Source organism: Microbacterium sp. 5K110 (assembly GCF_005774735.1).
Lineage (GTDB): Bacteria > Actinomycetota > Actinomycetes > Actinomycetales > Microbacteriaceae > Microbacterium.
Map to the genome: position 1 here is coordinate 21,467 of NZ_VBUM01000002.1, position 18,435 is coordinate 39,901.

General features: G+C 71.1%; 16 protein-coding genes. 3 read left to right on the top strand and 13 right to left on the bottom strand.

Annotation, left to right across the window (positions count from 1 at the left end):
• The 4 genes from proB to rplU form a co-directional block, all read right to left on the bottom strand.
• Complete coding sequence (gene proB, locus FE256_RS00760) at positions 1 to 837, bottom strand: glutamate 5-kinase (protein WP_138172325.1); 837 nt, start codon at positions 835 to 837, stop codon at positions 1 to 3.
• Positions 834 to 2,342 (bottom strand): GTPase ObgE, encoded by a 1,509-nt coding sequence (gene obgE / locus FE256_RS00765; protein ID WP_138172326.1) that lies wholly within the window; start codon positions 2,340 to 2,342, stop codon positions 834 to 836. The genes proB and obgE overlap by 4 nt, the downstream gene beginning before the upstream one ends.
• Before the next feature lie 98 nt (positions 2,343 to 2,440).
• Positions 2,441 to 2,698 (bottom strand): 50S ribosomal protein L27, encoded by a 258-nt coding sequence (gene rpmA / locus FE256_RS00770; RefSeq protein ID WP_138172327.1) that lies wholly within the window; start codon positions 2,696 to 2,698, stop codon positions 2,441 to 2,443.
• Positions 2,699 to 2,716: 18 nt separating this feature from the next.
• Positions 2,717 to 3,025: a 50S ribosomal protein L21 gene (gene rplU / locus FE256_RS00775; RefSeq protein ID WP_138172328.1), complete on the bottom strand. Its 309-nt coding sequence runs from the start codon at positions 3,023 to 3,025 to the stop codon at positions 2,717 to 2,719.
• Between the two features lie 211 nt (positions 3,026 to 3,236).
• Here rplU and FE256_RS00780 point away from each other — a divergent pair, with 211 nt between their 5' ends.
• Positions 3,237 to 3,518 carry a DUF4031 domain-containing protein gene (locus FE256_RS00780; RefSeq protein ID WP_138172329.1) on the top strand — a complete coding sequence of 94 codons (282 nt, stop codon included), beginning with the start codon at positions 3,237 to 3,239 and terminating at the stop codon, positions 3,516 to 3,518.
• 75 nt (positions 3,519 to 3,593) lie between these two features.
• Here the strand turns inward: FE256_RS00780 and FE256_RS00785 are convergent, their stop codons facing one another.
• Positions 3,594 to 6,182 (bottom strand): Rne/Rng family ribonuclease, encoded by a 2,589-nt coding sequence (locus FE256_RS00785; protein WP_138172330.1) that lies wholly within the window; start codon positions 6,180 to 6,182, stop codon positions 3,594 to 3,596.
• A 387-nt stretch (positions 6,183 to 6,569) separates the two neighbouring features.
• Between FE256_RS00785 and FE256_RS00790 the strand changes: the two genes are divergently transcribed.
• Both FE256_RS00790 and FE256_RS00795 read left to right on the top strand, forming a co-directional pair.
• Complete coding sequence (locus FE256_RS00790) at positions 6,570 to 7,169, top strand: vitamin K epoxide reductase family protein (RefSeq protein WP_138172331.1); 600 nt, start codon at positions 6,570 to 6,572, stop codon at positions 7,167 to 7,169.
• Between the two features lie 46 nt (positions 7,170 to 7,215).
• The gene (locus tag FE256_RS00795; protein WP_138172332.1) at positions 7,216 to 7,482 is read left to right on the top strand and encodes a PLDc N-terminal domain-containing protein; all 267 of its coding nucleotides are present in this window, start codon (positions 7,216 to 7,218) and stop codon (positions 7,480 to 7,482) included.
• 30 nt (positions 7,483 to 7,512) lie between these two features.
• Here the strand turns inward: FE256_RS00795 and ndk are convergent, their stop codons facing one another.
• From ndk to FE256_RS00835, 8 genes are all read right to left on the bottom strand, one after another.
• Positions 7,513 to 7,929, bottom strand: coding sequence for a nucleoside-diphosphate kinase (gene ndk, locus FE256_RS00800; protein WP_138172333.1), 417 nt, complete (start codon positions 7,927 to 7,929; stop codon positions 7,513 to 7,515).
• 3 nt (positions 7,930 to 7,932) lie between these two features.
• Positions 7,933 to 8,337, bottom strand: a complete 405-nt coding sequence (locus FE256_RS00805; RefSeq protein ID WP_138172334.1) for a DUF4233 domain-containing protein — start codon at positions 8,335 to 8,337, stop codon at positions 7,933 to 7,935.
• Positions 8,334 to 9,686, bottom strand: coding sequence for a bifunctional folylpolyglutamate synthase/dihydrofolate synthase (locus tag FE256_RS00810; protein WP_138172335.1), 1,353 nt, complete (start codon positions 9,684 to 9,686; stop codon positions 8,334 to 8,336). Before FE256_RS00810 ends, FE256_RS00805 begins: the two co-directional genes overlap by 4 nt.
• Positions 9,683 to 13,084, bottom strand: coding sequence for an isoleucine--tRNA ligase (ileS, locus tag FE256_RS00815; RefSeq protein WP_138172336.1), 3,402 nt, complete (start codon positions 13,082 to 13,084; stop codon positions 9,683 to 9,685). The genes FE256_RS00810 and ileS overlap by 4 nt, the downstream gene beginning before the upstream one ends.
• A 198-nt stretch (positions 13,085 to 13,282) precedes the next feature.
• The gene (locus FE256_RS00820; protein ID WP_138172337.1) at positions 13,283 to 14,842 is read right to left on the bottom strand and encodes a dipeptide ABC transporter ATP-binding protein; all 1,560 of its coding nucleotides are present in this window, start codon (positions 14,840 to 14,842) and stop codon (positions 13,283 to 13,285) included.
• A complete protein-coding gene (locus FE256_RS00825) occupies positions 14,839 to 15,699 on the bottom strand; it encodes an ABC transporter permease (RefSeq protein WP_252370857.1) in 861 nt (286 codons plus the stop codon). Before FE256_RS00825 ends, FE256_RS00820 begins: the two co-directional genes overlap by 4 nt.
• Positions 15,696 to 16,679 (bottom strand): ABC transporter permease, encoded by a 984-nt coding sequence (locus tag FE256_RS00830; protein ID WP_138172338.1) that lies wholly within the window; start codon positions 16,677 to 16,679, stop codon positions 15,696 to 15,698. Before FE256_RS00830 ends, FE256_RS00825 begins: the two co-directional genes overlap by 4 nt.
• 13 nt (positions 16,680 to 16,692) lie before the next feature.
• Positions 16,693 to 18,306 (bottom strand): ABC transporter substrate-binding protein, encoded by a 1,614-nt coding sequence (locus tag FE256_RS00835; RefSeq protein ID WP_138172339.1) that lies wholly within the window; start codon positions 18,304 to 18,306, stop codon positions 16,693 to 16,695.
• Positions 18,307 to 18,435 lie beyond the last annotated feature (129 nt).

An 18,435-nucleotide genomic window follows, 5' to 3' on the forward strand; every position in this document is an offset into this window, starting at 1 on the left:
TCAGTCTATCGCTGCCGACACGGCGCCCACGGGGCCCGTGCTGAGGCTGACGGGGTAGGGATGCGGCGCGAACCACGTGCCGACGGACGCGCCCGCGAGCGCCTGAGCGACGAAGTCGGCACTGGTGACGAGGACGCCGACGCCGGCCGCGGACGCGAGCTTGGCGGCCGAGGCCTTCGTGGCCGCTCCCCCGGTGCCCACGCCGTTCACGGTGACGGACCCGAAGGTGTACTCCGACAGGTCGTCGCCCCACTCGACGTCCGTGATGGGGCGGGCGTCCGGCTCACTGGGCGGGGCCGTGTACAGGCACTCGATGTCGCTGAGCAGCACGAGTGCATCGGCGCCGATGAGCTGGGCGACCAGCGCTGCCAGACGATCGTTGTCGCCGAAACGGATCTCGTGCGTCGCGACCGTGTCGTTCTCGTTGACGATGGGCAGGATGCCGAGCCCCAACAGCCGCTCCATCGCGCGGCGCGCATTCGACCGGTGCGTCGCGTTCTCGAGGTCGCCCGCGGTGAGCAGAACCTGCCCGGCGAGGAGCCCGAACCGATCGAGCGCGGTCTGGTACCGCCACATCAGGACGTTCTGCCCGACGGCTGCGGCGGCCTGCTGAGTGGCGAGGTCGTTGGGGCGGCCCTGCAGGTCGAGGAGCGGGAGCGCCGTCGCGATCGCTCCCGACGACACCAGCACGACTTCGACTCCTGCTGCGCGCGCCCGGGCGAGGGCATCGACGATGAGGTCGATCCGGAACGCGCCGTCGCCGCTGATCGAGGATGACCCGACCTTCACCACGACTCGCGCGGCGGCGGGCAGGTCGGCACGGACGCGAGCGGTCATTTCGAGGCCTCGTCGTCTCCTGCCCGAGCGGCGAGGCGCTCCGCCTCGAGCTCGGCGCGGGCCTCGGCCTTGGCATCCATCCGCTCGTGGTAGCGCTCGCGGCGCTCGTTGCTCGTGCGGCGGTTGCTCTGCAGAAGACGCGGGTCGGTGCCGCGGGGCGCGGTCATGAGCTCCGCCGCGGACGAGAGCGTGGGCTCCCAGTCGAACACGATGCCGTCGCCGGGGCCGATCACCACGGTCGCACCGGCGACCGCGCCGGAACGGAACAGCTCGTCCTCGACGCCGAGACGCGCGAGACGATCCGCGAGGTACCCGACGGCCTCCTCATTCTGGAAGTCCGTCTGCTGCACCCACTTGACGGGCTTGTCACCGAGGATGCGGTAGACGGGGCCGTAGGTGCCGCCCTCCACCTTGATGGTGAAGTCCTTCTCGGAGCCGGTGGGGCGGATGACGATGCGCTCGGCGGGAGTGTCGTCGAGCGTCGCGACGCGGTGCTGCTCGACGACCTCGGCCAAGGCGAACGTGAGTTCGCGCAGCCCCGCCCGGCTCACCGTGGAGATCTCGAAGACGCGGAACCCTCGCGCCTCGAGGTCGGGGCGCACGAGGTCGGCGAGATCGCGCGCCTCGGGGACATCGACCTTGTTCAGCGCGACGATCTGGGGGCGCTCGAGGAGCGGCAACTGGCCCTCGGGGACCGGGTAGGCGGCGAGCTCGGCGAGGATGGCGTCGAGGTCGGTGAGCGGGTCGCGACCGGGGTCGAGCGTCGCGCAGTCCAGGACGTGGACGAGTGCCGTGCAGCGCTCGACGTGACGGAGGAACTCCAGGCCCAGGCCCTTGCCCTCGCTCGCGCCCTCGATGAGTCCGGGCACGTCGGCGATCGTGAAGCGGACGTCGCCGGCCTGCACGACGCCGAGGTTCGGGTGCAGCGTCGTGAACGGGTAGTCGGCGATCTTGGGCCGCGCGGCGGAGACGGCGGCGATGAGGCTCGACTTGCCGGCCGACGGGAAACCGACCAGCGCCACGTCGGCGACGGTCTTGAGCTCGAGGACGACATCGCCCTCCCACCCGGGCGTTCCCAGCAGCGCGAAGCCGGGGGCCTTGCGCTTGGGTGAGGCCAGAGCGGCGTTGCCGAGCCCGCCGAGCCCACCGGGAGCGACGACGAAGCGCATCCCCGGGGTGAGCATGTCGACGAGCACTTCGCCGTCGGCATCCTTCACGACCGTGCCGAGGGGCACGGGGAGCTCCTGCTCCTCACCGGCCGCCCCGGAGCGGTGGTCGCCCATCCCGAACCCGCCGTTGCCCGCGGAGCGGTGCGGCGAGTGGTGGTAGGACAGCAGCGTCGTCTCCTGCGGGTCGGCGACGAGCACGACGTCGCCGCCGTGTCCGCCGTTACCGCCGTCGGGGCCGGCGAGCGGCTTGAACTTCTCGCGGCGCACCGATACGCAGCCGTTGCCGCCCTTGCCCGCACGCAGGTGCAGGGTGACGCGGTCGACGAAGGTGACCATGAGAGGTCCTTCCGGGATGGGCCGGCCGAGGCCGGGGCGGGAAAAACGACGAGGGGGCGGGCAGTGCCCACCCCCTCGAGAGCGCCGTGCGCTGCGGATTACTCCGCTGCGGCGACGATGTTGACGACCTTGCGGCCGCCCTTCTGACCGAACTGGACCGAGCCGGGGGCCAGCGCGAACAGCGTGTCGTCGCCACCGCGACCGACGTTGGCGCCGGGGTGGAAGTGCGTGCCACGCTGACGCACGATGATCTCGCCGGCGAGGACGACCTGACCCCCGAAGCGCTTCACGCCGAGGCGCTGTGCGTTGGAGTCACGACCGTTACGGGTGGAGCTTGCGCCCTTTTTGTGTGCCATCTCTGCGTCTCCTGGCTCTTACTTGATGCCGGTGATCTTGACGCGCGTGAGGTCCTGACGGTGGCCCTGGCGCTTCTTGTAGCCGGTCTTGTTCTTGAACTTCTGGATCACGATCTTCGGACCGCGCTCCTCGCCGAGCACCTCGGCCGTGACCGAGACCTTCGCGAGCTTGTCGGCGTCGGTCGTGACCGCGTCGCCGTCGACGAACAGGACGGCGGGCAGCTGGATGCTCTCGCCGATCTTCGCCTTCTGGCGGTCGAGCACAACGATCGTGCCGACCTGGACCTTCTCCTGGCGGCCGCCGGCGCGCACAACTGCGTAAACCACTTCACACCTGTTTCGTTCGGGAGCGCACGGCTCCGGTTTGTCTGATGACGTCGGGAGGGCTTCACGCCCTGAGTCTCGGTGCGATCTGCCGGCCGAAGCCCGCGGGGTCTCGCGCCAACGCGCGGACACGACGCACCAAAGGACGAGTTTAGCTCACCGGGCGGCATCCGGCAAAAGCATCGGGGGTGCGTGTCGGCCGTAGGATCACGGAGTGGCGATTCTCATCGACGACCCGCAGTGGCCTGCGCACGGGCGACTCTGGGCGCACCTCGTGAGCGACGCCAGCATCGACGAGTTGCACGCCTTCGCCGCCGCCGCGGGGATTCCTCGCCGCGCTTTCGATCTGGACCACTACGACGTGCCCGATGAGCGCCACGCCGACCTCGTCGCCGCGGGCGCCGAGCACGTCGGGGGACGTGAACTCGTCCGCCGCTTGCGCGCGTCCGGTCTGCGGATCACCGCCCGCGAGCGCCGGGCCCGCGCGGAGGCGTGAGGGGTCAAGAATTGTCGCCTGACCGCGTCTGAAGCGACAGATCTTGACCCCTCACGCGCGGGTGGCCTGGGGGACTCAGGAACCGTCGGAGGGCTGGGCGTTCACCGGGGTGCCGGTGAGCGCGGCGGTCGTCACGCGGCGGCGTGAGCGGCCCTGACCCGGCGCCTTGGGCTCGGGGAGAGCCTCGAGCACCGACTCGAGCAGCGCGTCCTTCTCGGTGCGCGCTGCCTTCGGCTCGCGCTTCTTGCGCGGGCGCTTCTCGCGCACGGGCGCCTCGACCTTGGCATCCATGACCGCCTCGACCGAGGCGACGACGGCCGCCTCGACCACGGCCGGGTCTTCGACCGTGGGGTGGATCGTGGATGCCGCGATCTGGGCGAGTGCGGACTTGACGCCCTCGGTGATGACGTGCGTGCCGCCGGTCGGGGCGGCCTGTCCGCCGTTCGCGGGGGCGGTGCCGTTACCCGCGCCGTTCCCGGCGGACGGGCCGTTGCCACCACGGCTGCGACGGTTGTTGCCGTTGCCGTTGCCGTTGGAGCCACCGTTACCGTTGCCTGCGGAGGCCGAACGGTGCTTGACGACGGGGTCGTGGTGCACGACGACGCCGCGACCCGCGCAAACCTCGCACGCCTCGCTGAAGGTCTCGAGCAGACCCAGACCCAGCTTCTTGCGGGTCATCTGCACGAGCCCGAGCGAGGTGACTTCGGCGACCTGGTGCTTCGTCCGGTCGCGGCTCAGGCACTCGATCAGGCGACGCAGCACGAGATCGCGGTTGGACTCCAGCACCATGTCGATGAAGTCGACGACGATGATGCCGCCGATGTCCCGCAGCCGCAGCTGACGGACGATCTCTTCCGCGGCCTCGAGGTTGTTCTTGGTGACGGTCTCTTCGAGGTTGCCGCCGGAACCGACGAACTTGCCTGTGTTGACGTCGACGACGGTCATCGCCTCGGTGCGGTCGATGACCAGCGAACCGCCGGATGGGAGCCACACCTTGCGGTCCAGGGCCTTCTCGATCTGCTCCGTCACGCGGAACGCGTCGAACGGGTCCTGGTCGCCGTCGTACTTCTCGACGCGCTCCAGCAGGTCGGGAGCGACACCCTGCAGGTAGGTGGAGATCGTCGACAGTGCCTCGTCGCCCTGGATGAGCATGCGCGTGAAGTCCTCGTTGAAGACGTCGCGGACGATCTTGACCAGCAGATCGGGCTCGGAGTGCAACAGCGCCGGGGCCTGGATGGTCTTCACCTGGGTGCTGATGTGCTCCCACTGCGCGGTCAGACGCTGCACGTCGCGCGTCAACTGGTCCTCGGTCGCGCCCTCGGCGGCCGTGCGGACGATGACGCCCGACGACTCGGGCAGCACCTCCTTGAGGATCTTCTTCAGGCGCGCGCGCTCGGTGTCGGGGAGCTTGCGCGAAATGCCGTTCATCGACCCGTTCGGCACGTACACGAGGTAGCGGCCGGGCAGCGAGATCTGGCTCGTCAGGCGCGCGCCCTTGTGACCCACGGGGTCCTTCGTGACCTGCACGAGAACGCGGTCGCCGGACTTCAGGGCCAGCTCGATGCGGCGCGGCTGGTTGCCGGTCTCGACGCCGTCCCAGTCGACCTCGCCGGAGTACAGCACGGCGTTGCGTCCACGACCGATGTCGACGAACGCCGCCTCCATGCTCGGCAGGACGTTCTGCACGCGGCCCAGGTACACGTTGCCGATGAGCGACGCGTCCTGGTTGCGGGCGACGTAGTGCTCGACGAGCACGTTGTCTTCGAGGACGGCGATCTGGATGCGACCGGCCTTGGACCGCACGACCATGACGCGGTCGACGGCCTCGCGGCGGGCCAGGAACTCGGCCTCGGTCACGACCGGGCGACGGCGACCGGCCTCGCGACCGTCGCGGCGACGCTGCTTCTTGGCCTCGAGACGCGTGGAGCCCTTGATGCGCTGCGGCTCGGTGATGAGCTCGACGGCGCGCTGGCGCACGGGGGCGGCCGGGGCCTCGAGCTGCTCGTCGGAACCGTTCGCCGCCGCTCCCCCGCGGCGACGGTTGCGACGGCGTGCGTTCGAGGAGACCCGGTCGTTCGGAGCCTCGTCCTCGATCTCGTCGACCTCGTCGCGCGCGGGCGCTGCCGGAAGCTCGGGAGCGTAGAAGTGCAGCTGCGTCGAGACGGCCGAGACGAAGACCTCGGGCAGCAGCCCCAGCGAGACCGCGGTCGGGATCACCGGCGTGGCGGGCGCGGCCGGAGCATCGGATGCCGCGGGCTCGGCAGGAGCGTCGGATGCCGGGGCCTCGGGCTCGGCCGGAGCGGCGGATTCCGGGGCGTCGGGCTCGACGGGCGCCGCGGGCTGCGACTCGGCCGCTGCAGACTCCTCCGCCGCTGCGGGCTCCTCCGCCGGCGCGGGCTCATCTGCTGCCGCGACGTCGCCGTCGGCGGGCTGCGCCTCGGGCTCTGCCTCGCCGGTCTCGAGCACCGCGGGGGCGCCGGAGTCCGTATCGGCCGCAGCCTCGGCGGCATCCACGGCCGCCTCGTCGTCGGCGTCCTCGACGGGGGCGGTCTCTTCGGCCGGGGCGTGGCCGGCGGTGAGGGTCTCGTCGTGCGCCGCCTCGGCGGGAGGCGTATCGGTCGCCGGGGTCTCGGCGGGGGTCTGATCGTCGGTTGCGTCGGCCATATCGGACGTACTCCCTGGCGGGCGACACCGCGCGTCGCCCGGCGAAATCTCGTGCGGCGCCGCACCCGGCGGGGCCGCGAACTCACTCGGTCTGCAGCCGGCCTGCGGCTCGTGCTGCGAAGGGCGGTCATCGCCCGAAGTCTGCTGGTGATGGTCCTGCGGCGCGGCCGCGGCTCATCGAAGCTCCATTATCGCACGGTCGGCCCGATTCGGTCACCGTGCACGCCCACCTTGCCCAGCAATAAACGCTTCCTGCACTGGGAAACGCTCGCAGACGGCGTGTTTCAGTGCCGAAAGCGTTTATCGCGGCACCGGCAGCGCCGCAGCGTCTCGACGGCGAAGGATCGCACAGTGTTGCCACCGTTCGGCAGTGGAAGAATCGGCCGCATGAGCGAAACCGTCACGCCCCGCCGTCCGACCGTCCTGGCGGTCTGGCTCATCATCGCGGGAGTCGTGGGGTGGTGGGCGGCGTTCTCGCTGACGATGGAGCGCTTCCACCAATTGATGGACGGCGGCGCCGCCGCCTCGTGCGACTTCAGCGTGCTGGTGCAGTGCAGCGCGAACCTGCAGTCGTGGCAGGGCAGCGTCTTCGGGTTCCCGAACCCGATCATCGGCCTCGCCGCCTGGATCGCGCCGATCGTGGTCGGGGTCGCGATCCTCGCGGGGGCTCGCTTCGCCCGCTGGTTCTGGATCCTGTTCTGGCTCGGCATCGCCGGGGCCATGACCTTCGTCATCTGGCTGATCTCGCAGAGCATCTTCGTGCTCGGGACGCTCTGCCCGTGGTGCATGGTGACGTGGTCGGTCGTGATCCCCACGTTCTTCGCCGTCACGCTGCACCTGTTGCGCGAGGGCGTCGTCCCGGTGAGCGCGAAGGTTCGGGATGCCGCGGCCTCCCTCATGCCGTGGGTCCCGCTCATGGCCCTCGGGGGCTATGTCGTCGTCGCGGTGCTGGCCCAGCTGCGTCTGGACGTGCTCTCCCAGCTGTGAGGCTTGCGCACCGGCCCGTCCCGCTGCGCGTGCGTAGGGTCGGATCATGGACGTGCCGAACCCGCTCATGCCCGTGCCCCTGGGGGTCGTCTTCGCCGGCGTCGCCGCGTGCTCGTTCCTGCTGACGGTCGGGGCGCTGGCATCCCTCTTCGGACGCTCCCGTCGCCTCGCCACCGCGCAGTACGTCGGCTGGACGCTGATGATCCTGTTCGTGCCGCTCATCGGTGCCGGACTGTGGTTCCGCGAGACGCGACACATCGCCCCACGCCCGATCGACGAGCGCTCCGCGGACGACGACGGCCGCCGCCCCTGACGGGGACGGCGGCCGCGGTGGCATCCGGGATCAGTCGAACCAGATCGACAGTTCGCGTGCGGCCGACTCGGGGCTGTCGCTGCCGTGGACCAGGTTCTGCTGAACCTTGAGGCCCCAGTCGCGGCCGAAGTCGCCGCGGATCGTGCCCGGGGCGGCGGTCGTGGGGTCGGTGGTGCCGGCGAGGGAGCGGAAGCCCTCGATGACGCGGTTGCCGGCGAGGCGGATCGCCACCGACGGGCCCGAGAGCATGAACTCCAGCAGGGGCTCGTAGAAGGGCTTGCCCTCGTGCTCGGCGTAGTGCTCGGCGAGCCGCTCACGGTCGGGCTCGACGAGGCGGATGTCGACGAGGGCGTAGCCCTTCGCCTCGATGCGGGCGAGGATCGCGCCGGTCAGGCCGCGGGCGACGCCATCGGGCTTGACCAGGACGAGGGTCTCTTCGGTGGCCATGGGTCATTCTCCGTTCGAGAGGTCGGGGTCGGCGGCTCGTCGTGCATTGGCACGGTCGAGGGCCGCTCCCTTGATGGTCGCATACGCCCACATCCCGCCGAAAATGAGCGCGACCACCGCGAGGGCGGGAACCAGGATGCCGCCGAGGGCGAGGATCACCTGCAGCGCCCATCCGGCGACGATCGCCCAGCGGTGGCGCAGCAGTCCCGAAACCGCGACCATCGCGACCGCCATCACGGCGCCGCCGACGATGCCCCACCACGGTTCGATCCCCCAGGGCAGAGCCTTGAGACCGTAGACGACGAGGCCGCCGAGGAACACGACGATCGACTCGAAGCCGAGGACGACCGCTCCGAGGGACTCCAGGGCACCGCGGGTGCGGCGCGGGCGGCGCTCGCGCGGACTCATCGCTGCCACCCGGACTTCCAGTCCTCGAGCGCGGAGAGGCGGATCGCTTCACCGGCCAGCACGACGGAGCCGGCGATGACGACGGCGCGACGGTCGGACTCGGCGGCCCACTCGCGCGCCGCGTCCGCTGCCTCTTCGAGCGTGGGGTGCACGGTGACGGGAACGTCGGCGGCCTCGGCGACATCGGCGATCGCGTCGGGGTCGGCGGCGCGGTCGCTGTCCGGCGCCGTGGCGAAGACGCGAGCGACGGCGGGGGTGAGCGTCGAGACGATGCCGGCAGTGTCCTTGCCGGACAGGATGCCGATCACGGCCCCCCACTCGTCGATGTCGAACGCCTCATCGAGCGCGGCCACGAGGGCACGAGCGCCGTGGGGGTTGTGCGCGGCGTCGACGAGCACGGTGGGCGCCGTGCCGAGGAGCTGCAGGCGGCCCGGGGAGGTCGTCGCACCGAGCCCGTCGGTGACGACGTCGGAGGCGAGGGGCTGCGCGCCTCCTCCGATGAGCGATTCGACGGCGGCGATCGCCAGGGCCGCGTTCGCTCCCTGGTGCGCGCCGTACAGCGGCAGGTACAGCTCGGCGTAGGTCCCGGCGATCCCGCGGACCGTGAGCAACTGTCCACCGACCGCGAGGGTCTGGGACTCGAGCGCGAAGGCCTCGCCCTGGAAGGCCACGGAGGCGTTCATCTGCTCGGCGCGCGAGAGGATCGCGCGCTTCGCCGCGTCGGGCTGGGCGGCCGAGACGACGGCCGCGCCCTCTTTGATGATCCCGGCCTTGACGGTGGCGATCTCGGCGATCGTCGTCCCCAGGCGGTCGACGTGGTCGATGTCGATCGGGGTGAAGACCGCGACGTCGCCGTCGGCGGTGTTCGTGGAGTCCCACGCCCCGCCCATGCCGACCTCCAGCACGAGCACGTCGATCGGCGCATCGGCGCACGCGACGAACGCCAGCACTGTCAGGAGCTCGAAGAACGTCAGCGGCGCGTCATCGGCGGCGACGAGCTCGGCATCCACCATCTGCACGAACGGCTGGATCTCGTCCCACGCGTCGGCGATCGCGGCATCCGCGACGGGTTCGCCGTCGATGAGGATGCGCTCGGTGAACCGCTCGAGGTGAGGGCTGGTGAACAGGCCCGTCCGCAGCCCGAGGGCGCGCAGCAGACTCTCGATGATGCGGCTCGTCGAGGTCTTGCCGTTCGTCCCGGTGACGTGGATGACGCGGTACGTGCGTTGCGGGTCGTCGAGCAGCTCAAGGACGCGCCGGGTCCGCTCGATGCGGGGCTGCACCCACTGCTCACCCTGGCGCTCCAGGAGCGCAGCGTAGACGGCGTCGGCCCGGCTGCGGTCGCTCACGCGGCACCTCCCGCCGTGCGCGCGACTGCGACGGTCACGGCACCGACGTTCGCGTACGTCTTCGCGGCGATCACGGTCTCGAACTCCGGGGCGCGAGTCTCGCCGCGTTCGATGAGCCGTGCGGTGCGGCTCGCGAGCACGACGCCCTCGGCGAGGGTCTCGGATGCCACCCCGGCGACGTCGAAGGCCTGGGCCACGGCCGCGGCGTCCTCGGCGTCGTCGAACGTCAGCGTGAGCGAGATGCGGTCGCTCACATCGAAGCCGGCGGCCTTGCGGGTGTCCTGGATGCCGCGGATCATGTCGCGCGCCAGGCCCTCGGCCTCGAGCTCGGGGGTGGTCGACGTGTCGAGCACGAGGAATCCGTCGGCGGTGACGAGCAGCGCGACGGCCTCGCCCTCGGCGAGGCGCGACGCGTCGGTCTCGAGCGTTCCCTCGCCATCCGCGAGGACGACCTCCCCGTCGGGGGTCTGCACGACGATCCCGCGGTCGGTCTCGGCCCACGCGCCGGACTTCGCCGCCTGGATGACCTGCTGCACACGCTTCCCGAGTCGCGGACCGGCCACGCGGGCGTTGACGACCAGACGCTGGGCGAGCCCGAAGTCGTCGAACGACTGCGGGCTCAACTCCACCAGCGACACCGCCTTGACGTTGAGCTCCTCGCGCACGAGGTCTTCGAACTGCGCGAGGCCCGCGGCATCCGGGGTCACGACCGTCAGACGCGGCAGCGGCAGGCGCACGCGCTTGCCCTCGCGCTTGCGCAGGGCGTTGGCGACGCTCGAGACGTCGCGCACGGTGTCCATCGCGGTGCGGATGTCGGCCGCGGCCGGGAACGCCGTGGCATCCGGCCAGTCCTCGAGGTGGACGCTGCGGCCGCCGGTGAGGCCCTGCCATACCCGCTCGGTCACGAGCGGAAGCAGCGGCGCCGCGACGCGCGTGAGGGTCTCGAGCACGGTGTACAGCGTGTCGAACGCCTCGCGGCTGGTCGGGTCGTCGGTCACGCCGACCCAGAACCGGTCGCGCGACCGGCGGATGTACCAGTTCGTCAGCACCTCGACGAAGTCGCGCAGCCGCTCGGCCGCGGTCGTGGAGTCGAGGCCTTCGAGATCGGCGGCGACGTCGCGCACGAGGTCGCCGGTGAGCGCGAGGATGTAGCGGTCGAGCACATCCGTCGAGTCCGTGCGCCACTGCGCCTCGTAGCCCTCGGTCCCGGAGGCGTTCGCGTACGTCGCGAAGAAGTACCACGCGTTCCACATCGGGAGCAGGAACTCCCGCACGCCGGAGCGAATGCCCTCCTCCGTCACGACGAGGTTGCCGCCGCGCAGCACCGAGCTCGACATGAGGAACCACCGCATGGCATCCGAGCCGTCGCGGTCGAACACTTCGCGCACGTCGGGGTAGTTGCGCAGCGACTTCGACATCTTCTGCCCGTCGTTGCCGAGCACGATGCCGTGGCACGAGACCCCCGTGAACGCGGGGCGGTCGAACAGGGCGGTCGAGAGCACGTGCATGACGTAGAACCAGCCGCGGGTCTGACCGATGTACTCCACGATGAAGTCCGCGGGCGCGTGCTCGTCGAACCACTCGTGGTTCTCGAACGGGTAGTGCACTTGCGCGAACGGCATCGAGCCCGAGTCGAACCACACGTCCAGCACGTCCTCGATGCGACGCATCGTGGAGCGGCCAGTGGGGTCGTCGGGGTTCGGACGCGTCAGGTCGTCGATGTAGGGACGGTGGAGGTCGACCTCGTCGTCCGCGTTGCGCGGCAGACGGCCGAAGTCGGCCTCCATCTCGGCGAGCGAACCGTACACGTCGACGCGCGGGTAGTTCGGGTCGTCGCTCTTCCACACCGGGATCGGCGAGCCCCAGTAGCGGTTGCGGCTGATCGACCAGTCGCGCGCGCCCTCGAGCCATTTGCCGAACTGGCCCTCCTTGACGTTCTCGGGCACCCAGGTGATCTGCTCGTTGTTCTCGAGCAGACGGTCCTTGACGTCGGTGACGCGCACGAACCAGCTCGACACCGCCTTGTAGATCAGGGGGTTCCGGCAGCGCCAGCAGTGCGGGTACGAGTGCTCGTAGGAGGCTTCGCGCAGAAGACGCCCCTGCTGCTTCAGCAGGCGGATGAGGGGCCGGTTGGCCTCCATCCACAGCTCCCCCGCCACGTCGGTGACGGCAGAGAGGAACCGGCCGCCGTCGTCGAGCGAGATGATCGTGGGCAGGCCCGCGGCGTCCGCGAGACGCTTGTCGTCCTCGCCGTAGGCCGGGGCCTGGTGGACGATGCCCGTGCCGTCGCTGACGGTGACGTAGTCGTCGACGAGGATCTTCCAGGCGTTGCCCGTCCCCCACGTCTCGGCGTCGGCGTAGTAGTCGAACAGCCGGTCGTACGAGACGCCCGCGAGCTCCGAACCCAGGATCGTCGTCTGCACGGCCTGGCGGGCGGCATCCGGCGTCTCGTACCCGAGGTCCTTCGCGTAGCCGGGCAGCAGGTCTTCGGCGAGCAGGTAGCGGTGCGCGGTGGCCTCGATCGCTTCGTCGGGCGTGCCGTCGGGCGCGCGGTGCACGTCGGCGGCACCGTGGGGTCCGCCCTCGATCACGGCGTACCGGATGCCGGGACCCACCGCGAGCGCGAGGTTCGTCGGCAGGGTCCACGGCGTCGTCGTCCACGCGAGCGCTCGCACACCGGTGAGGCCGAGCGCCTCGGCCTTGGCACCGACGAGCGGGAACGTGACGGTGACCGAGGGGTCCTGGCGCATCTTGTAGACGTCGTCGTCCATGCGCAGCTCATGGCTGGACAGCGGCGTCTCGTCGCGCCAGCAGTAGGGCAGGACGCGGTAGCCCTCGTACGCCAGACCCTTGTCGTGCAGGGTCTTGAAGGCCCAGAGAACGCTCTCCATGTACGTCGTGTCGAGCGTCTTGTAGCCGCGCTCGAAGTCGACCCAGCGCGCCTGGCGCGTGACGTAGTCCTGCCAGTCCCGCGTGTACTCGAGCACCGACTCGCGCGCCTTGCCGTTGAAGACGGCGACGCCCATGCGCTCGATCTCGTCCTTCTCGGTGATCCCGAGCTGCTTCATGGCCTCGAGCTCGGCGGGCAGGCCGTGCGTGTCCCACCCGAAGACGCGATCGACCTTCTTGCCGCGCATCGTCTGGAAGCGCGGGAAGACGTCCTTGGCGTAGCCGGTGAGGAGGTGCCCGTAGTGGGGCAGGCCGTTCGCGAACGGCGGGCCGTCGTAGAACACCCACTCCTCGCCGCCGTCGCGCTGTGCGATCGAGGCCCGGAAGGTGTCGTCGGCGTCCCAGAACGCGAGCGTGTCTCTCTCGATCTCCGGGAACCGGGGGCTGGGAACGACGGATGCCGCGGCATCGGCCGCCGGTCCGAAGGATGAGGGGCGTGGGTAGGTCATGTCTCTCCGCAGGTCGCGATCCACCTGCGAGGACGATCCGTTCGGACCGCGGTACCACCCCGCATTGCGCCCACCGGGGTGTGCGCCTCTCTCACTGCGGCTGTGACGGGCCTGCCCCGCTCGGTTCTACTGCGGGCCGTGGCCCGGTTCTTCCGAGAGCTCCCCGGTGATGGCCGGATCGGTGCTGATTCGCCCAGTCTACGCCGTCGTGCCGGGACCGGAGGGCGCGGATGCCGCGGCGTCGAGCAGCTCTCTCGTGAACGGATGGCGCGGCTCGGCGAAGATGCGCGCGACCGGGCCTGCCTCCACGACCCGGCCGTCCTGCATCACGAGGACGTCGTCGGCGATGCCCCGCACCACGTCGAGGTCGTGGGTGACGAACACCATCGCGAGGTCGCGCTCGTGCTGGAGGTCGAGGAGGCGGTCGAGGATACGCGCGCGCACGGTGGCGTCCAGGGCCGACACGGGCTCGTCGAGCACCAGCAGCTCCGGACCGACCGCGAGGGCTCGGGCGATCGCGACCCGCTGCCGTTGTCCGCCCGACAGTTGCGCCGGTCGCCGGGTGGCGAAGGCCGGCGAGAGCCCGACCTCGCGGAGCAGATCGGTGACGAGAGCACGGCGCTGGGAGCGAGGCGCGCCGGTGACGGCGACGGCTTCGCGGAGCGTCCGCCCGACGCTCCAGCGCGGATCGAGGGCACCCCACGGGTTCTGCTGCACGAGTTGTATCCGGCGTCGGGCAGCGCCCCGCGCGGCGCGCGGCGACCACGCGCGGCCGTCGACGCGCAGAGTGCCGGCGTCGGCCTCGGCGACGCCCACGATCATTCGGGCGAGCGTCGTCTTGCCCGACCCGGACTCCCCCACGACCGCGAGCGTGCGCCCTCGACGCACCTCGAACGAGACGCCGTCGACGGCGACGCGGTCGCCGAACCGCTTGGTCAGGCCCTCGGCGCTCAGCAGCGGAGCGTCGGTCCGCGGCGCGCGACGCAACGGCGCGGCAGCGGCCGCGGCGACGAGGGTGCGCGTGTGCGGGTCGCGTGGAGCGGCCATCACCGCGGCGGTCGGTCCGGTCTCGACGACGGCGCCCTCGTGCAGGATGACGACGCGGTCGGCGATGCGACGGACGGCGGCCAAGTCGTGGGTGATGAGGACGACCGCGACGCCTTCGTCGGCGACGGAACGCAGCAGATCGAGCACGCGCGCCTGCACCGTGGCATCCAGGGCCGTCGTCGGTTCGTCGGCGATGAGCACGGCCGGTCGCGCGGCCACCGCCGAGGCGATGAGGGCGCGCTGGCGGAGACCGCCCGACAACTCGTGCGGATACTGCCGTGCCCGGAGGTCGGGTTCGGGAAGGGCGACCCGCGTGAGCGCGTCGCGGACACGGTCACGCAGGGCCGCTCCGCGGACCGACGGCGCGTGGATGCGGAGAGGTTCGGCCACCTCGGCACCGATGCGCCGCAGCGGATCGAGGGAGACGAGCGCATCCTGCGACACGAGGGCGACCCGGCGTCCACGGAGTGTGCGCCACTGCCGCTCGCCGAAGCCGCGCACGTCGACGCCGTCGATCTCCATCGTCTCGGCGGCGGCGGTCAACCCGCGGGGCAGCAGACCGAGGAGCGACCGGGCGGTGAGCGACTTGCCGGTGCCGGACTCACCGACGAGCGCGACGCACTCCCACGCCGCGACATCGAGGTCCAGGCCCCGCACGATCTCGCCGTCCGCTCCCGCGATGCGCAGGCCGCGAACCCGGATGCCGCTCATGCCCCACGCTCCTCGGACCGTGCACGGAGGATCCGACCGACGATGCTGACCGCGACCACGGTGGCCGTGATGGCCAGTCCCGGGAAGACCGCGACCCACGGTGCCTGGACGAGGAGGTTGCGGCCCGACGAAAGCATGAGCCCCCACTCGGGCGTCGGCTCGGTCGGCCCGAGTCCGAGGAAGCTCAGTCCGGCGGCCGCGAGGATGCTGGTGCCGATGCCGATCGTCGCCAACACGCTCGCGGATGCCAGGACCCCGGGGAGCACATGCGTCACGTGCACCACGGGCCGGGGCACGCCGACGATCCGGGCGGCCTCGGCGTACTCGGTCGACGAGAGCGCGCGCGTGCGGGTTCGGGCGAGCCGGACGTACACGGGCAGCGCCGCGAGGGTGACGGCGACCGCGACGTTCGTCGCTCCGGGCCCGAGGACGGCGACCACCAAAAGGGCGAGCAAGAACTCGGGGAACGCCAGCAGGACGTCGATCACCCGCATCGCCGCGGCATCCACGGGGCGCGGCGCGACCGCGGCGAGCGAACCGATCGCGACCCCCACGACGAGGGCGAGTCCGGTGGCGAGCAGCCCGATGCCGATCGAGCGCCCGGCGCCGAACACGACGCGCGAGTACACGTCGCGTCCGCTCTGGTCGGTGCCGAACCAGTGCTGCGCGCTCGGAGCCTGCAGCGCTTGACGGACGTCGGTGAGGAGCGGGTCGTGCGTCGCGAGCAGGCCGGGCGCGAGCGCCGCGAAGCCGAGGGCGAGCAGTACCACGGCGGCGGCGATCAGCGCGACCCGTCGCGCGGTGCCGCCCGGGGCGGAGCGACGCCGGACGAGCGTCGAGCGGATCTCGGTGCTCACGCGGGCACCTCCGTCCGGGGGCCGAGCGCGGGGGTCGCGCGTGCGAGCCGCGGGTCCAGCAGCGGCACGACGAGGTCGGCGATCGTGTTGACGACGACGAAGACGAGGGCGCTCAACAGGATGACGCCCGTGACGACCGGCAGATCCCGGTCGGTGATCGCGGTCAGGGTGACCCGGCCGATGCCGGGACGGGCGAAGACGGTCTCCACGAGCACCGCCCCGCCGAGAAGAGACCCGACGAGGTAGGCGGCGAGCGTGGCCCCGCCGACGGAGGCGTGGCGCAGCGTGTGGTGGGTACTCTCCCGCAGCGGGGAGGCTCCGCGGGCGCGGACGGTCAGCAGGAACGGCTCTCGTTCGGCGGTCTCGACGCCGTCGCGGAGGACTTGCGACAGCAGCGCCGCGACGGGAAGCGCGAGAGTGATCGCCGGAAGCACGACGGCGGCGGGATCGCGCGCTCCCGACACCGGGAACCACCCCAGCTGGAACGAGAACACCGACAGCAGCAGCAGGCCCGTCCAAAACACGGGGGACGACAGCACGACGAGTTCGACACCGCCGGCCACCGCTCGCGCGGTCCGGCCGCGCACGAGCAGCACCGACGCCAGCGCCAGCACGATCGCGATGACGAGTGCCAGACCCGTGAGCTGCAGGGTCGATCCGAGCTGGCGCCCGATCACCTCGGTCACCGGCAGGCGCAACTGGTACGACTCCCCGAGATCGCCGCGCGCAAGCCGTGCGAGGAACGCCGCATACTGCTCGAGCACCGGCCGGTCGAAGCCGAGCTCCGCGCGGATGCCGTCCTTCACCGCTTCGCTCACTTGCGCCTGGGGTCCGAGCAACACGTCGACCGCGTCTCCCGGGATGATCCGGAACGCCAGGAACGCCAGCGTCGCGGCGCCCCACAGCACGAGAACGACGGATGCCGCGATCCCGCCGATCCGCATCAGCGCGGCGCGCGCACGATCGCGGGAACGCGGCATCCGTCTCTCCGGGTCAGCCGAGGTTCGCCGTGGCGAACAGCGGCCGGCCGTACAGGTCGAAGCTGAGGCCGGTGACGTCGGGACGCACGGCGGTGATCAGGGCCGGGCTGTACAGCGGCACGATCGCGACGTGCTGGGCGTTCCACTGCTGCACCTGGGCGTAGATGTCGGCGCGAGCCGCGGGGTCGGTCGTGGCCGCGCCCTGCTCGAGCAGCGCGTCGAGGGCCGGGTCGCTCACTTGCGAGGCGTTCTGGAAGCCGTCGGTGGCGAGGTGGCTGCGCAGCAGATCGGCGTCCACGCCCGAGAAGCCCCAATCGGTGAGATCGAAGGTCTTCGGGCCGTACTGCTCGTTGTACGCGCCGGGCTCGAGCACTTCGCGCTGCAGGTCGAAGCCCACCGCGCGCAGGTCGGACTGCAGGGCGTTCGCGAGGGCGGCGCGGTCGTCGGGCACGGGGGTCCAGGCGATCCAGCGGGCGGTGAGGCGCTGACCGTCCTTGGTGCGGATGCCGTCGGCATCCCGTCCCGTCCAGCCCGCCTCGTCGAGGAGCGCGTTCGCGGCCGCCGGGTCGAAGGGCCACGAGCCCTCGAGGCTCGCGTCGTAGCCGGGGGTCGTCGCGCCGAGGATGCTCCACGCGCGGGGGTACTGGCCGAAGAAGATCTCCTGCACGGCGGTATCGACGTCGATCGCGCGCGAGAACGCCTGACGCACCTTCTGATCGGCGAAGACGCCGTACTTCTCGTTGAGGTAGAGCGAGTAGGGCAGTCCGGGGTACTCGATCGCGTTCACGGTGTCGTCGGCGGGAACCTGCGACACGAGGTTCGGCGGCAGGTTCGTCACGACGTCGGCTTCGCCGCTGGAAAGGACGCCCAGGCGCACGGAGGCCTCGGGGAGGATCTCGACGCGGAGAGTCTTCACCCGCGGGGCACCGCCGCCGTCGGGTCCCCACGAGTAGTCCTCGTTGGCGGTGTACACGATCTCCTGATCGGGCGTGTACGAGCTGAGCACGTACGGACCGGTGCCGACGGTGACGTCCGGGCCTCCGGCCTTGAGCTGATCGGCGGAGGTCTCGATCACCTTCGGCGAGTAGAAGCCGAGCAGGGCGGTGCTCGCGGCCTGGAGGAACGGCGCGTAGGGCTGCGAGAAACGCACGCGGACGGTGTTCTCGTCGACGACATCGGTGCCGGCGTACAGGTCGCCGCCGAGCATCGCGGCGGCCTGCGCCGACGCGGTCTCGGGGTCGACGATGCGGTCGAAGTTGGCCTTCACCGCGGCGGCGTCGAACGGCGAGCCGTCGTGGAAGGTCACACCCTGGCGCAGACGGAAGGTGTACGTCGCTCCGCCGTCCTCGACGTCCCACGACTCGGCGAGCCACGGCGTGAACGACCCGTCGGCCCCCTGGAACACGAGCGAGTCGAGCACGGCGCGCTGCACCATGGCCGACACGTCGAGCTGACTGGTCTGCGGGTCCATGTGGCCGGCCGAGAGGTTGGCGCCCTCGATGGCCCACACCAGCTCGCTGTCGCTGGAGGAACCCTCATCCGTTCCCGAGCAGGCCGAGAGGGCCAGGGCGGACACGGCCGCGACGGCGGTCACGGAGAGGAGACGGCGCAGGAGCACGGACGGCATGGAACGACCTCGAAATCGCGTAGGGGTAAGCCCTCAGTTTACCGAGTTCCTGGACGCGGTCTCGAAATCGGCGGAGTTCCACGCCCGTCCGCCCATCGCGCGAGCACGCGGGCCGGACTCGGTATCCTG